General features: G+C 63.1%; 14 protein-coding genes and 1 pseudogene. 2 read left to right on the top strand and 13 right to left on the bottom strand.

Annotated elements, in window-relative coordinates:
- Nucleotides 1–57 precede the first annotated feature (57 nt).
- From trpA to leuC, 10 genes are all read right to left on the bottom strand, one after another.
- A complete protein-coding gene (gene trpA, locus NCS67_RS13910; RefSeq protein WP_175983188.1) occupies nt 58–861 on the bottom strand; it encodes a tryptophan synthase subunit alpha in 804 nt (267 codons plus the stop codon).
- Between the two features lie 76 nt (nt 862–937).
- Complete coding sequence (locus tag NCS67_RS13905) at nt 938–1,813, bottom strand: DNA-methyltransferase (RefSeq protein ID WP_175983187.1); 876 nt, start codon at nt 1,811–1,813, stop codon at nt 938–940.
- A gap of 11 nt (nt 1,814–1,824) precedes the next feature.
- The gene (trpB, locus tag NCS67_RS13900; protein ID WP_008354043.1) at nt 1,825–3,018 is read right to left on the bottom strand and encodes a tryptophan synthase subunit beta; all 1,194 of its coding nucleotides are present in this window, start codon (nt 3,016–3,018) and stop codon (nt 1,825–1,827) included.
- Between the two features lie 48 nt (nt 3,019–3,066).
- Complete coding sequence (locus NCS67_RS13895) at nt 3,067–3,735, bottom strand: phosphoribosylanthranilate isomerase (RefSeq protein ID WP_250435447.1); 669 nt, start codon at nt 3,733–3,735, stop codon at nt 3,067–3,069.
- A complete protein-coding gene (gene truA / locus NCS67_RS13890) occupies nt 3,732–4,535 on the bottom strand; it encodes a tRNA pseudouridine(38-40) synthase TruA (RefSeq protein WP_250435446.1) in 804 nt (267 codons plus the stop codon). Before truA ends, NCS67_RS13895 begins: the two co-directional genes overlap by 4 nt.
- 1 nt (nt 4,536) lies before the next feature.
- Complete coding sequence (locus tag NCS67_RS13885) at nt 4,537–6,609, bottom strand: FimV/HubP family polar landmark protein (RefSeq protein ID WP_250435444.1); 2,073 nt, start codon at nt 6,607–6,609, stop codon at nt 4,537–4,539.
- Nucleotides 6,610–6,758: 149 nt separating this feature from the next.
- Complete coding sequence (gene asd / locus NCS67_RS13880; protein WP_008354047.1) at nt 6,759–7,880, bottom strand: aspartate-semialdehyde dehydrogenase; 1,122 nt, start codon at nt 7,878–7,880, stop codon at nt 6,759–6,761.
- A 384-nt stretch (nt 7,881–8,264) separates the two neighbouring features.
- Entirely contained in the window at nt 8,265–9,332 is a 1,068-nt protein-coding gene (leuB, locus tag NCS67_RS13875) for a 3-isopropylmalate dehydrogenase (protein WP_008354048.1), read from the bottom strand.
- 22 nt (nt 9,333–9,354) lie between these two features.
- Complete coding sequence (leuD, locus tag NCS67_RS13870) at nt 9,355–10,005, bottom strand: 3-isopropylmalate dehydratase small subunit (RefSeq protein ID WP_008354049.1); 651 nt, start codon at nt 10,003–10,005, stop codon at nt 9,355–9,357.
- Nucleotides 10,006–10,029: 24 nt separating this feature from the next.
- The gene (gene leuC, locus NCS67_RS13865) at nt 10,030–11,439 is read right to left on the bottom strand and encodes a 3-isopropylmalate dehydratase large subunit (RefSeq protein WP_008354050.1); all 1,410 of its coding nucleotides are present in this window, start codon (nt 11,437–11,439) and stop codon (nt 10,030–10,032) included.
- 344 nt (nt 11,440–11,783) lie between these two features.
- Here leuC and NCS67_RS13860 point away from each other — a divergent pair, with 344 nt between their 5' ends.
- Nucleotides 11,784–12,029: an AbrB/MazE/SpoVT family DNA-binding domain-containing protein gene (locus NCS67_RS13860; protein WP_175983181.1), complete on the top strand. Its 246-nt coding sequence runs from the start codon at nt 11,784–11,786 to the stop codon at nt 12,027–12,029.
- Nucleotides 12,023–12,343, top strand: a complete 321-nt coding sequence (locus NCS67_RS13855; RefSeq protein WP_008354052.1) for a type II toxin-antitoxin system PemK/MazF family toxin — start codon at nt 12,023–12,025, stop codon at nt 12,341–12,343. The genes NCS67_RS13860 and NCS67_RS13855 overlap by 7 nt, the downstream gene beginning before the upstream one ends.
- 91 nt (nt 12,344–12,434) lie before the next feature.
- Here the strand turns inward: NCS67_RS13855 and gltA are convergent, their stop codons facing one another.
- The 3 genes and pseudogenes from gltA to sdhB form a co-directional block, all read right to left on the bottom strand.
- Complete coding sequence (gltA, locus tag NCS67_RS13850) at nt 12,435–13,736, bottom strand: citrate synthase (RefSeq protein WP_008354054.1); 1,302 nt, start codon at nt 13,734–13,736, stop codon at nt 12,435–12,437.
- A gap of 136 nt (nt 13,737–13,872) precedes the next feature.
- A complete protein-coding gene (locus tag NCS67_RS13845) occupies nt 13,873–14,142 on the bottom strand; it encodes an FAD assembly factor SdhE (protein ID WP_008354055.1) in 270 nt (89 codons plus the stop codon).
- Between the two features lies 1 nt (nt 14,143).
- Nucleotides 14,144–14,220, bottom strand: a pseudogene (gene sdhB, locus NCS67_RS13840) (succinate dehydrogenase iron-sulfur subunit); the annotation flags it as partial.

Genomic DNA, 14,220 nt, shown 5'->3' with positions numbered 1-14,220 from the left:
CTGATCGGTTGCCGCGCGGCGCACGCCCGAATCGGGCGGCCCGCGGCGGCGCGTATTTTACTGTGCGGCGTCGAGCGCCTGACGAATTTCGGCGATGAAGCTCGTCAGCGACGCGGCCGCGGTGTCCGGCTTCGCGTCTTCGAGCAGCTGCACGAGGCGGCTGCCGATGACGACGGCGTCCGCGACATCGGCGACGGCGCGCGCGGTCTGGGCGTCGCGAATGCCGAAACCGACACCGACCGGCAGGGGCACACGCGACTTGATGGCCGGGATTTTACTCGCGATGCTGGAAACGTCCAGATTTGCGGCGCCGGTCACGCCTTTCAGCGATACGTAGTAGACATACCCGCTCGCGATCTTGCCGACCGCCGCGACGCGCTCGTCCGTCGATGTGGGCGCGAGCAGGAAGATCGGATCGATGCCGGCGGCGCGCATCGACGCGCCGAAGCTCTCCGCTTCCTCGGGCGGGTAATCGACCACCAGTACGCCGTCGACGCCCGCTTCCTTCGCGGCTTTCGCGAACGCGTCGGCGCCCATGCGCTCGATCGGATTCGCGTAACCCATCAGCACGACGGGCGTTTTGTCGTCGGTTTCGCGGAAACGCGCGACGTCGGCGAGCACGCGCTTGAGCGTCACGCCGCGCGCGAGCGCCCGCTCCGACGAACGCTGGATGACGGGGCCGTCGGCCATCGGATCGGAGAACGGCACGCCCAGTTCGATGACGTCCGCGCCGCCCTTCGCCAGCGCGTGCATGAACTCGACGGTTTGTTCCGGATTCGGGTCGCCCGCGGTGATGAACGGAATCAGCCCTTTCTTGCCCTGTGCGGCGAGCGCCGCAAAAGTATTCTTGATGCGGGACATGAGATTTCTCTTAGTCGTATTCGTTGGCGTCGGACGCATTTGAATGCATTTGACGCGATCAGCAGCGAAAAAGACGCTATTCGGCTTGGGCGGCGGTGCCGGTCGCGACGAGTGTCTTGCGTCGAACGCGGGCGGGCTCTGCCGGCTCGAGCCGTGCAGCGCGCGCTTCGGCAATGCGGCTTTCGGCGATCGCGCAGTAATCCGGGTTGATCTCGTAGCCCGTGAATTGCCGGCCATGACGTGCGCACGCGACCGCCGTCGTGCCGCTGCCCATGAACGGATCGAGCACGCGCCCACCCGGCGGACAGCTCGCGAGCACCATGCGCTCGACGATCTCCAGCGGCTTTTGCGTCGGATGATCCACCCGCTCCGCGTGCTGCCGATGCAGACGCGACACGGACCAGACATCCTTCGGGTTGTAGCCCAGTTCGAGCCACTTGCTGCCTTCGAAAATCTTCCGCGAACGCGCCTTTTTCGTTTCTGCGTCGTAAGGGATGCGCACCGGATCGAGATCGAAGTAGTAGTCCTTCGATACCGCGAAATAGCCGATGTTGTCGTGCACTGACGTGAATTTCCGCGTCGTTCCGCCCATGCTCGGCACGCGACGGTCCCAGACGATCTCGTTGATCATCAAAAGGCGGCGCTTGAGGAACACGAACAGTTCGGGCGAATACTGCCAGGTGCAAAAGATATACAGCGAACCGCTCGGCTTGAGCTTCGGAATCGCGAGATCGAGCCAGCGATAAGTCCACTCGAGAAAAGCGTCGCCGGACAACATGTCCGAGTCGTTCCCGTAGTCCTTGCCCAGACCATAAGGCGGATCCGCGACGATCAGATCGATCGACGCGTCGGGAATATTCTCGGCATCGGCCAGGAAGTCGCGGTTGCGGATGTCGCTGCCGGCGCCCTGCAGGGCGCCGACGGACAACGGCTCGTCGATGACGTTGCGCATCTATCTGAGGCTCAGAACTGAATGCCCGATCGCTCGGCGACCGTATGCATGTCCTTGTCGCCCCGGCCGGACAGATTGACGAGCAACACCTTGTCGCGCGGCAACGTCTTCGCGAGCTTCGCGCCATAGGCGAGCGCGTGGCTCGATTCCAGCGCGGGGATGATGCCCTCGATCCGGCAGCAGTCGTGGAAGGCCTTGAGCGCTTCGTCATCGGTGATGCCGACGTATTCCGCGCGTCCCGCGTCCTTCAGCCACGCGTGTTCCGGACCGACGCCCGGATAGTCGAGCCCCGCCGACACCGAATGCGTTTCGATGATCTGCCCGTTTTCGTCCTGCAGCAGATACGTGCGATTGCCGTGCAGCACCCCCGGGCTGCCGCCCATCAGCGACGCCGCGTGGCGCCCGGTGTCGATGCCGTCGCCCGCCGCTTCGACGCCGATCAATCTGACGTCTTTATCGTCGATGTACGGATAAAAGATGCCCATCGCATTCGACCCGCCGCCGACGCACGCGATCACGGCATCGGGCTGGCGACCGGCCATTTCGGGCATCTGCACGCGACATTCGTCGCCGATCACGCGCTGGAAGTCGCGCACCATCATCGGGTAAGGATGCGGCCCCGCCACCGTGCCGATGATGTAGAACGTGTTTTCGACGTTCGTCACCCAGTCACGCATGGCTTCGTTGAGCGCGTCCTTGAGCGTCTTCGACCCGGATTCGACCGGCACGACCGTTGCGCCGAGCAGCTTCATCCGATAGACGTTCGCCGCCTGACGACGCACGTCTTCCGCGCCCATGTAGACCACGCACTCCATGCCGAATCGCGCGGCAATGGTCGCCGTCGCCACGCCGTGCTGGCCCGCGCCGGTTTCGGCAATCACGCGCGGCTTGCCCATCTTGCGGGCGAGCAGCGCCTGGCCGATCACGTTATTCACCTTGTGCGCGCCCGTGTGATTCAGGTCTTCGCGCTTCAGATAGAGCTGCGCGCCGCCAAGCATCTCGCTCCAGCGCTTCGCGTGATAAATCGGCGACGGACGACCCACGTAATGCTTGAGCTCGTACTCGTACTCGGCGATGAATTCGGGATCCTGACGTGCCGCGTCATACGCGACGCGCAATTCGTCAAGTGCATGGATGAGGGTTTCGGAGACGAACACGCCTCCATATTGGCCGAAATGGCCTCTTTCGTCTGGCAAGTTATACATTGCGTCACTCTCTCGGTTACGTAGCCGGCAGCGCGGCCCACGTTCGATTCACCCGGCGTCCGCCTCGCGCACCGCGCGCACGAACGCCGCCATTCGGGCGGGATCCTTCACGCCCTTGGCGCCCGGCAGTTCGATGCCGCTCGAGACATCGACCGCGTACGGGCGCACACGCCGAATGGCGTCACTGACGTTTTGCGTGTTCAACCCACCACTCAAAACGGCCCGATGCCCGAGATCTGTTGGGATAAGTGACCAATCGAATACCTTTCCACCGCCGCCGAAGCCCTCGACGAGCGCGTCGAGTAAAAGGCCGCCTGCGGCTTTGAACTTGAGAGACGATTCTATCAAATGGCTTGTGGACGCATCAGACCCGATTCGCAATGCGCGCCAATAGGATAAACCCGCAATCGATGCCAGCGCCTCGCATTGTTCCGGCGTTTCGTCGCCGTGAAACTGCAGCAGCGAGAGCGGCACGTTCGACGTGACTTCGCGAGTCCATTCGGGCGTCGCATTGACGAAAAGCCCGACCGCCGACACGAGCGGCGGCACGTGCCGCGCCAGTTCGACGGCCTGTGCGACGCTCACCGAACGCGGGCTCGGCGGATAGAACACGAAACCCACGGCGTCCGCGCCCAGCGCGACGGCGTGCTGCACGTCCTCGACGCGCGAAAGTCCGCATAGCTTGATGCGGGTGCGATGCAAATCTCGGTCTGTCATTTCGGCTCTGCCCAAATGGCGCTCCAGGGCATGCTGGCGATATGCGGCGGCGGCACCGCGAAGTGTTCAGGATAGCCGACCTCGGCCAGATACAGCCCGTCGGGCATGAAAGTCGGCGCGGCAGCGCGGCGGTCGCGGGCGGCGAGCACGTCCGCCATCCACGACGATGGATGACGGCCCCGTCCGATCGCGACGAGGCATCCCATCAGATTGCGCACCATGTGATGCAAAAACGCGTTGGCGCGAAAGCGAAAGTGGACGAAGTCGCCCTGCTCGCGTACATCGATCTGATAAAGATGCTTGACTGGCGTTTTCGACTGGCAATCGGCGGCGCGGAACGACGAAAAATCGTGCTCGCCGATCAGGCACGCGACCGAATCGCGCATCGCTGCCACGTCGAGCGGCGTGTGCACCCAGCCCGCGCGTTTCGCGAGCATGGGCGAACGCACCGGATTGACGTAAAGAACGTAGAAATAAGTGCGTTCGAAAGCCGCGAAGCGCGCGTGGAAATCGTCGGGCATCGGCTTCGCCCATTGCACCGCGACGGTGTCGGGCAGGAACGCATTCGTGCCGCGCACCCACGAAAACTCGGCGCGATCCAGAGCGGTATCGAAATGCACGACCTGACCGAGACCGTGCACGCCCGTATCGGTGCGCCCGGCGACGACGGTCGGAAGCGGCGTCTGCGCGAATTGCGCGAGCGCGCGCTCCAGTTCGTTCTGGACCGTCTTCCCGTGCGGCTGCGACTGCCAACCGCAAAACGCCGCGCCGTCGTACTGAATCCCTAAAGCGATACGCATCTCAGGAATGCGGTGCAAGCGTCGACAAGAGCGTGGCGGCCTGCTGGCGCGTCGCCGGATCGTTCGATTCGATCACTTCCTGGAGCAACGTGCGCGCGCCCGAAAGATCGCCCAGTTCGATGTATTCGGCTGCCAATTCGAGCTTATTGCGCGCGATGGTCGCCAGTTGGCCCGGCGTCAGGGCAGGCAAAGCCTCCGTCGCGTTCGACGTCGGCCCCAAATCGAAATCGAGACTGAGCGGGCCGAATTTTGTCGCGCCCAGGCCAGCGACCGATGCCGCGCCCGCCGTACCCGCTTCGATTTGCGACGCAACGGACGGGGCTTGCGACTGGCCTTGCCGCGCTGCTTCGAAATGCGCCACCGGCTGCGGCATGAACGGCGCCTGCTGGATTGGCTGCGTGCCGCCAGGCGGCTGTTCCAGCGCTGCGGGAGGCGTCTCGAGCGGCGGATTTTTCAGCGACGATGCAGCCGTCTCCGGTCCGGTCGCGCCGGGCGGCTTGATCGTCAGTTCCAGACGCGGCGGCAGTTCCATTTCGAGCGAACCGAGCGCCTGGATTGCGTCCTGGGGGAACTTCGGCATTGGGAAGCGATGCGCGAGCACCGGCTCTTCGTCCGGCGCGATGCCGGATTTTTCCGCCTCGCGCGCTGCCAGTTCTTCGATGTCGCGCTGCTCGGCGGCGCGTTGCTCTGCGGCTTGCTCTTCGGCGGCGCGCGCCTGAAGTTCGCGCAGTTCCGCCTCGCGCGCGATGATCTCGCGTGCCGCGTTCTCACGCGCCAGCTCTTCGCGTTCGGTGACCTGACGCAATTCGGCCTCGCGATCCGCACCGGCATGACCCGCCTGCTCGCGTGCGAGTGCTTCCCGCGCGGCGGCTTCGCGCGCGCGGATTTCACGCTCCTCGGCCTCGCGCGCGGCGGCCTGGCGTGCCGCGGCTTCGCGCTCTTCGACTTCCCATTTTTCGGCTTCCCGGCGCGCCGCTTCGCGCGCTTCGATCTCGCGCGCATGCTGCTCGCGCTGTTCGTGGGTGTCCGGTTCGCTGGCTGGCGGTACGAAATCGGGATGACGTGCAGCCGGCGCAACAGGCACGAACGGCTCTTCCGGTTGCGAGCGGTTCGCCCCGACGGGTGCTTCATCCGCCGCGGTCGACGGCTTTGCCTCGGTCGTCGGCGGCAACGCATCTTCGGACGGAGCGACGGGCGTCTGGGCTACTTCAGCGTTGCCGATGCTCGCGGCGGCCGCAGCCAGTCCGGACTGATCGCGCGCCGGCGACTTGCCTTGGGCACCGGCCGCCGCCTCGCGCGCCTTGCGCAGCGCTTCGTTGCGGGCGTCGGCGTCGGCCTGGGCTTCTTCCAGACTTGCGAACGTACGGGGCGCGCGATCGACGTCGTTGTCGTTCGTCGCGACTGCTCGCTTCTTGCGCCGCATTCTGAGCAGCAGGACGCCGATCACGACGATCACGATCGCGATGATGAAGGGCGACAGACCGATGGTCGCCGCTGCCACGCCGCTGCGGCTGGCCGGTTCCGGTGCGGCCGTGGCGGGCGCGCTTGCGGGCGCGGCGATTGCCGATGCGGCCTCCGGCGTCGCACGCTCCGGCGCCGCCGTCGCGCTGGCTTGCGGCTCCGCAGCCGATGCGGGCGCCGCGCTCTCCGGCGCCGGTGTGGCGGTATCCGCCGACGAAGACGCAGGCGCGGACGTTTCGGCGGGCGCGGTCTGCTGCGCCTCGGGCGCCGACGCTGCGGCCGGCGGCGCGCCGCTCAGATCGGCGGGCACGTTCAGCACCGCGCCGAGTTTCAGCTTGTTGATGTCGTGGCTGCTGAAGGCGCTCGGATTGGCGTCGAACAGGGCACGCGCGGCTTTCGCGCGGACGTCGCGATCTTTGGATCCTGTGAGTTCGCCGGCGACATCGCTCAACGATTGTCCCGGCTTGACCGCGTAGGTTTGCCCGGTGGCGGCGGAGGCCTGCGCGAGCGCATCGCCGGGATTCGCCCAGAACATCGCGCATGCGGCGAGACTTGCCGCGGCGAGCGCCGCACGCGATGACGAAACGAAAGACCGGCGAGTTCGATGGATCATTGAGGCTCCGGGTGCGGCAAAAATTGAAACATAAAGCGAAGACCGCTCGATAAACACGGCGTTGCAACAAAGCTCCACAAAAACAAAAAAGCGCCGCGTGAAACGCGACGCTTTCGAGCAAGACACGCGCTTCAGGCGCGTAGTTTACTTTACTTGTCGAGCAGAATGCGCAGCATGCGGCGCAGCGGCTCGGCGGCGCCCCACAAGAGTTGATCGCCGACCGTGAACGCCGACAGATATTCGCCGCCCATCGCGAGCTTGCGCAGACGGCCAACCGGCACCGTCAGCGTGCCCGTGACGACCGCGGGCGACAGATCGCGAATCGATGCTTCGCGCTCGTTCGGCACGACCTTCACCCAGTCATTCGCCGACGCGAGAATGCCGTGCACTTCGTCGAGCGGCACGTCCTTCGTCAGCTTGATGGTGAGCGCCTGCGAGTGGCAGCGCATCGCGCCGATACGCACGCAGAGGCCGTCGACGGGAATCGAGCCCGGCGTACCCATTGCCGGCTTGCCGAGGATCTTGTTGGTTTCCGCGCCGCCCTTCCACTCTTCCTTCGACATGCCGTTGCCGAGATCCTTGTCGATCCACGGAATCAGCGAGCCCGCGAGCGGCACGCCGAAGTTGTCGACGGGCATGCGCTCGCCGTTCATCGCGGCGAGCACGCGGCGGTCGATGTCGAGAATCGCCGACGACGGATCCGCCAGGTCTTCCTTCGCCGAACCGTAGAGCACGCCCATTTGCTGAAGCAGCTCGCGCATGTTCTGCGCGCCCGCGCCCGACGCGGCCTGATAGGTCATCGCCGTCGTCCATTCGACGAGGTTCTCGCGGAACAGGCCGCCGAGCGCCATCAGCATGAGGCTGACCGTGCAGTTGCCGCCGATGAAGTCGCGGCCGCCCTTCACGAGCGAATCCTTGATGACGTCCAGGTTGACCGGATCGAGAATGATGACCGCGTCGTCCTTCATGCGCAGCGCCGACGCCGCGTCGATCCAGTAGCCCTTCCAGCCCGCCGCGCGCAGCTTCGGATACACCTCGTTGGTGTAGTCGCCGCCCTGGCACGTGATGATGGCGTCGCACTTTTTCAGGTCGTCGATGCTCGTTGCGTCTTTGAGCTTCGTCTCGTTTTTGGCGAACGACGGCGCGTTGCCGCCCGCATTGCTGGTGCTGAAAAACACCGGTTCGATCAAGTCGAAATCGCCTTCCTGCTGCATGCGCTGCATCAGGACGCTGCCGACCATACCGCGCCAACCAACGAGACCTACGTTCATGACTAACCTTTAACTGTGGACGCTTCCCCGCATCTTTACCCGGCGTGGCCGCGCGGGGAAGACGCTCGGACACGAGGGACGATCAGCGAATCGTGATCGCTTTGATGGAGATTTTCGTAATGCGCGTTTTAGCCGTGGCTCGAGTGGCCACGATGCGCGTGCTGATGGCGAGTTCCGTCGCGAGCGACTTTGAGCCGCGTCCGATGGAATCCAGAGAGAATTGAGAGTTCTTCGCCATAGCAAAGCAATATACACGATAACCGGACGTTTTCGACGGCGTCATGCTGCAGATGCGTGAAAATCGGGCGGATCGTGCGCGAACATCGGTAAAAAGAGACGATCGGCCGCTTTAATGCTTCAGCGCGCCGATCGTCTTTCTCGCGATTACAGCGCCTTCAGCACCGCGTCGCCCATTTCCTTCGTGCCGACAACCTTGCCGTCCGCCGTCGCGATATCGCCGGTGCGGTAGCCCTGCTCGAGCACTTTCTTCACCGCGCTTTCGATGCGATCCGCCTGCTCCGTCTTGCCGAGCGAGTAGCGCAGCATCATGGCCGCCGAAAGAATGGTCGCGAGCGGATTCGCCACGCCCTTGCCCGCGATGTCCGGCGCCGAACCGTGCGACGGCTCGTACAGGCCCTTGTTGTTCTTGTCGAGCGACGCGGACGGCAGCATGCCGATGGAGCCGGTGAGCATCGCCGCTTCGTCCGACAGAATGTCGCCGAACATGTTGCCGGTCACGACGACGTCGAACGCTTTCGGCGCCTTCACGAGCTGCATCGCGGCGTTGTCGACGTACATGTGCGACAGCTCGACATCCGGATATTCCTTCGCGACGTCGATCATCGTGTCGCGCCACAGCTGCGACGTTTCGAGCACGTTCGCCTTGTCGACGCTCGTCAGCTTCTTCTGGCGCTTTTGCGCGGCGGCAAACGCGACGTGCGCGATGCGGCGCACTTCGGGCTCGGAATAGCGCATCGTGTCGAAGCCTTCCTTCGCGCCCGCGAACGGGCCGTCCGGGGCTTCTCGCAAGCCGCGCGGCGCGCCGAAATAGATGTCGCCGTTCAATTCGCGGACGATCAGGATGTCGAGACCCGACACGATCTCCGGCTTCAACGACGACGCGCCCGTCAATTGCGGATAGCAGATCGCCGGACGGAAGTTCGCGAACAGTTGCAGATGCTTGCGCAGGCCGAGAATCGCCTGCTCGGGACGCAGCGCGCGTTCGAGCTTGTCGTACTTCCAGTCGCCGACGGCGCCGAACAGGATCGCATCGGCTTCCTTCGCGAGCGCCAGCGTGGAATCGGGCAGCGGGTGCCCCTTCGCCTCGTAGCCCGCGCCGCCGACCGGCGCCTCTTCCAGCTCGAACTTCTCGCCGAGCGCGTTCAGGACTTTGACCGCTTCGGCGGTGATTTCGGGACCGATGCCGTCGCCGGGGAGAACTGCAATTTTCATCTTTCGCTTCCTTTATGCGCGGTTATCCAACGAGCCGGTTATTCAGCCACGGCTGCTTCGCGAGGCGTTCGGCCTCATATTGCTTGATCTTGTCCGCATGACGCAGCGTGAGACCGATGTCGTCGAAGCCGTTCAGCAAGCAATACTTGCGAAAGCCCGGCACTTCGAACGCGTACTCGGTGCCGTCGCCGGTACGCACGACTTGCGCTTCGAGATCGATCGTCAACTGGAAACCAACGAACGCGTAGGTCTCGTTAAACAGCTTGTCGACCTGCTGCTCCGTCAGCACGACCGGCAGGAGACCGTTCTTGAAACAGTTGTTGTAGAAGATGTCCGCGAAGCTCGGCGCGATGATCGCGCGAAAGCCGTATTGATCGAGCGCCCACGGCGCGTGTTCGCGTGAGCTGCCGCAGCCGAAATTCTTGCGCGTGAGCAGAATCGACGCGCCTTGATAACGCGGCTGATTCAGCACGAAATCCGGGTTGAGCGGACGCTTGCTGTTGTCCTGTCCGGGCTCACCGACGTCGAGATAACGCCATTCATCGAACGCGTTCGGACCGAAGCCGGTGCGCTTGATCGACTTCAGGAACTGCTTCGGGATGATCGCGTCCGTGTCGACGTTCTCGCGATCGAGCGGCGCGACGAGGCCGCTGTGCACAATGAATTTTTCCATGATCTTTCTCAGTGTCCCGATCGATTAAGCGAGCTTGCGTACGTCGACGAAATGGCCTTCGATCGCGGCGGCGGCGGCCATCGCGGGGCTCACGAGATGCGTGCGTCCGCCCGCGCCCTGACGGCCTTCGAAGTTGCGGTTCGACGTCGATGCGCAGCGCTCCCCCGCTTCCAGGCGGTCGGCGTTCATCGCGAGGCACATCGAGCAGCCCGGCTCGCGCCATTCGAAGCCGGCGTTCGTGAAGATCTTGTCGAGGCCTTCGCGTTCGGCTTGCGCCTTCACGAGACCCGATCCCGGCACGACCATCGCCAGGCGAATGTTCGACGCGACGCGCTTGCCCAGCGACTTCACGACGTACGCGGCGGCGCGCAAGTCTTCGATGCGCGCATTCGTGCACGAGCCGATGAAAATCTTGTCCGGCTTGATCGATTCGATCGGCGTGTTCGGCTGCAATGCCATGTAGCTCAGCGCGCGTTCCATCGCGTCGCGCTTGACGGGATCTTTTTCCTTGTCGGGATCGGGCACGCGGCCGTCGATCGACGTCACCATTTCCGGCGACGTGCCCCACGTCACTTGCGGCACGATCTCGGCGGCATTCAGCTCGACGACGCGATCGAAGTGCGCGCCGTCATCGGATTTGAACTGACGCCAGTATTCGACCGCCTGATTCCACTCGACGCCCTGCGGCGAGTACGGACGGTCCTTCAGATAGTTGATGGTCGTGTCGTCGACCGCGACCATGCCGGCGCGCGCGCCCGCTTCGATCGCCATGTTGCAGACGGTCATGCGGCCTTCCATCGTGAGCGCGCGGATGGTCGAGCCGCCGAATTCCATCGCGTAGCCCGTGCCGCCCGCCGTGCCGATCTTGCCGATGATCGCGAGCACGATGTCCTTCGCGGTGCATCCGCGCGGCAATTGGCCTTCGACCTTCACGAGCATGTTCTTGCTCTTCTTCTGCAACAGCGTTTGCGTCGCGAGCACGTGCTCAACCTCCGACGTGCCGATGCCGTGCGCCAGCGCGCCGAACGCGCCGTGCGTGGACGTGTGCGAATCGCCGCAGACGATGGTCATGCCCGGCAGCGTCGCGCCCTGCTCCGGCCCGATGATGTGCACGATGCCCTGACGCAGGTCGTTCATCTTGAACTGCGTGATGCCGAAGGCGTCGCAGTTCTGGTCGAGCGTATCGACTTGCAGCTTCGAAACCGGATCGGCGATGCCGTGCGAGCGGTCGGTCGTCGGCACGTTGTGATCGGACACCGCCAGATTCGCGCTGATGCGCCACACCGGGCGCTCGGCCAGCTTCAGGCCCTCGAAGGCCTGCGGGCTCGTCACTTCGTGCAGCAGGTGACGGTCGATGTAGAGGATCGAGGTGCCGTCCTCTTCCGTGTGGACAACGTGCGTATTCCACAGTTTGTCGTAGAGAGTCTGTGCCATGGTGAGCGCTTTCGTGTGTGACTGCGGGGATTTATCGGTGTACGGCTCGTGAATCGATTATGCCACCACGCGATGAGAATTGGATACTAGGATACGGGAAAAACCCATTAAAAACAGATAGTTATTGTAGTGGTTCCAGTACCCGGATGACGACTACCCGGCTGAACCTCGAGCGCATCGCGACGCTGTCCTTAGATCCTATGCCATTTGGCCGAATGTTCGCCGCACGATGCGCGCAATAGGCTGTCGTCAGCGCTCACGATCCGCGCAGTAATAACATTGTATTGACGGCTCTTTCGACAGGTAATAACATCGTGCTTCCATACTCTTCAGTAGTCGACGACATGCGAACCACCATCAGAAAAATGGGCAATTCCCAGGGCATCCTGATTCCCAAGCCGCTGCTCGCGCAATTGGGCTTGGAGAACGAGGTCGACATGGAAGTCGAGAACGACGCGATCGTCTTGCGTCGGCCTCGCGACAAAGCGCGTCAAGGTTGGGCCGAAGCCAGCAAGCTGATTGCGCAAAGCGGCGAGGACGGACTCGTCATGGGCGAATTCGGCAACGACGACGGGGAGCTCGAATGGTAGTGCGTGGAGAAGTCTGGTCGGTCGCGCTCGATCCCACCTTGGGCAGCGAAATTCAGAAAACGCGTCCGTGCGTAGTGGTGTCGCCGCCGGAGATGCACGACCATCTGCGCACGGTCATCGTCGCGCCGATGTCGTCGAAGGGAAAACCTGCGCCTTTCCGCATTCCCATTGCTTTCAAGCGGAAGCAGGGATTGATTCTTCTGGATCAGATTCGCACGGTGGACAAGCTGCGGCTCATCAAGCGGGAAGGCAGCATCGCGGACAACACGCTGACCGACGCGCTTCATACCTTGCAGGAGGTGTTCGCGGATTGAATCCGGCGCCGTCTCTGCGCGCGGCGAGCAAAAAAGCAAAAGCCCCGGCGATTTCTCGCCGGGGCTTCGATACAACTAAAACTCGATCAGCTTAGCGCTTTGCCAGCGGCTTCGCTTCACGCGGCGTCTGGCCGATGAACAGCTGACGCGGACGGCCGATCTTCTGCTCAGGATCGGCGATCATCTCGTTCCACTGCGCGATCCAGCCGACCGTACGAGCCATCGCGAAGATGCAGGTGAACATCGACGTCGGAATGCCCAGCGCGCGCTGCACGATGCCCGAGTAGAAGTCGACGTTCGGATACAGCTTGCGCGACACGAAGTATTCGTCTTCCAGCGCGATCTTTTCGAGTTCCATCGCGAGCTTGAAGAGCGGGTCGTCGTGCAGGCCGAGTTCGTTCAGCACTTCGTGGCACGTCTCGCGCATCAGCTTCGCGCGCGGGTCGTAGTTCTTGTACACGCGGTGTCCGAAGCCCATCAGCTTCACGCCCGAGTTCTTGTCCTTCACCTGCTTGATGAACTCAGGAATGTTGTCGACCGAGCCGATCTCTTCGAGCATGTTCAGCGCGGCTTCGTTCGCGCCGCCGTGCGCCGGACCCCACAGACATGCGATGCCGGCTGCGATACACGCGAACGGATTCGCACCCGACGAACCCGCGAGACGCACCGTCGACGTCGACGCGTTCTGCTCGTGGTCCGCATGCAGGATCAGAATACGGTCGAGAGCGCGCACGAGCACATCGTTGACCTTGTACTCTTCGCACGGGTTCGAGAACATCATGTGCATGAAGTTCGCGCTGTACGACAGTTCGTTCTTCGGATACACGAACGGCTGACCGATGCTGAACTTGTACGCCATCGCGACGAGCGTCGGCAGCTTCGCGATCATGCGGATCGCGGAGACTTCACGGTGACGCGGATCGTTGATGTTCAGCGAGTCGTGATAGAACGCCGACAGCGCGCCGACCGCAGCCGTCAGCACGGCCATCGGGTGCGCGTCGCGACGGAAGCCGCGGAAGAAGAAGTGCATCTGCTCGTGCACCATCGTGTGACGCGTGACGGTGTCCACGAATTCCTTGTTCTGCGCCTCGTTCGGCAGTTCGCCCTTCAGCAGCAGATAGCACGTTTCGAGGAAGTCCGCGTTCACGGCCAGTTGCTCGATCGGGTAGCCGCGATACAGCAGTTCGCCCTTGTCGCCGTCGATATACGTGATCGCCGAATTGCACGCCGCCGTCGACATGAAGCCCGGGTCATACGTGAACTTGCCGGTCTGACCGTACAACTTGCGGATGTCGATCACGTCCGGGCCCATCGTGCCCTTGTAGATCGGCATTTCGACGCTCGGCGAGTTGTCGCTGAACGATAGCGTGGCTTTAACATCTGACGGGGTCATAGCACATCCTCAATCGAAGTATGGATACAGGTTTTCGATAATTTGCACGACGGAAGCTGCGCGGCAAAACTGTTTTATCGGCCTGTGTGCAGTGCAACAGGCCTATTTTGCAAAACTCCGCGAATTCCTGCTGGAATCACACGGTGCGCAGCATTTCCAGCAAGCGGGTTACGTCCGGCGTCGCCAGGTCGCCTTCAGGCTCCGTGCGCGCCAGCAGCAAGTCCATCAGTTCGTTGTCGCTCAGCTCCAGCAGGCGGGTCAATGCGGCCACGTCGGCGTCGCTGAGGTCATGCTCATATCGGCTGAAGAAACGATCGAAGATCAGATCGTTTTCCAGCAGGCCGCGCCTTGCGCGCCAACGAAGGCGCGCGCGGCGAAGAGGGTCGGACTGGTGAGATTCGTCCATTTCAAACCGCCCGTCGCACCATCAATTCCTTGATCTTGCCGATCGCCTTGGTCGGGTTGAGCCCCTTCGGGCACACGT

This window comes from Caballeronia sp. ATUFL_F2_KS9A, assembly GCF_023630765.1.
GTDB lineage: Bacteria > Pseudomonadota > Gammaproteobacteria > Burkholderiales > Burkholderiaceae > Caballeronia > Caballeronia zhejiangensis.
The sequence above is the reverse complement of the archived record's forward strand: the minus strand, read 5'-3'. Positions and strand labels throughout refer to the sequence as shown.

Excerpts from the sequence above, each read along its gene's own strand:
- trpA (WP_175983188.1), bottom strand. The coding sequence starts at position 861 with ATGTCCCGCATCAAGAATACTTTTGCGGCGCTCGCCGCACAGGGCAAG.
- NCS67_RS13905 (WP_175983187.1), bottom strand. The coding sequence starts at position 1,813 with ATGCGCAACGTCATCGACGAGCCGTTGTCCGTCGGCGCCCTGCAGGGC.
- trpB (WP_008354043.1), bottom strand. The coding sequence starts at position 3,018 with ATGTATAACTTGCCAGACGAAAGAGGCCATTTCGGCCAATATGGAGGC.
- NCS67_RS13895 (WP_250435447.1), bottom strand. The coding sequence starts at position 3,735 with ATGACAGACCGAGATTTGCATCGCACCCGCATCAAGCTATGCGGACTT.
- truA (WP_250435446.1), bottom strand. The coding sequence starts at position 4,535 with ATGCGTATCGCTTTAGGGATTCAGTACGACGGCGCGGCGTTTTGCGGT.
- NCS67_RS13885 (WP_250435444.1), bottom strand. The coding sequence starts at position 6,609 with ATGATCCATCGAACTCGCCGGTCTTTCGTTTCGTCATCGCGTGCGGCG.
- asd (WP_008354047.1), bottom strand. The coding sequence starts at position 7,880 with ATGAACGTAGGTCTCGTTGGTTGGCGCGGTATGGTCGGCAGCGTCCTG.
- leuB (WP_008354048.1), bottom strand. The coding sequence starts at position 9,332 with ATGAAAATTGCAGTTCTCCCCGGCGACGGCATCGGTCCCGAAATCACC.
- leuD (WP_008354049.1), bottom strand. The coding sequence starts at position 10,005 with ATGGAAAAATTCATTGTGCACAGCGGCCTCGTCGCGCCGCTCGATCGC.
- leuC (WP_008354050.1), bottom strand. The coding sequence starts at position 11,439 with ATGGCACAGACTCTCTACGACAAACTGTGGAATACGCACGTTGTCCAC.
- NCS67_RS13860 (WP_175983181.1), top strand. The coding sequence starts at position 11,784 with ATGCGAACCACCATCAGAAAAATGGGCAATTCCCAGGGCATCCTGATT.
- NCS67_RS13855 (WP_008354052.1), top strand. The coding sequence starts at position 12,023 with ATGGTAGTGCGTGGAGAAGTCTGGTCGGTCGCGCTCGATCCCACCTTG.
- gltA (WP_008354054.1), bottom strand. The coding sequence starts at position 13,736 with ATGACCCCGTCAGATGTTAAAGCCACGCTATCGTTCAGCGACAACTCG.
- NCS67_RS13845 (WP_008354055.1), bottom strand. The coding sequence starts at position 14,142 with ATGGACGAATCTCACCAGTCCGACCCTCTTCGCCGCGCGCGCCTTCGT.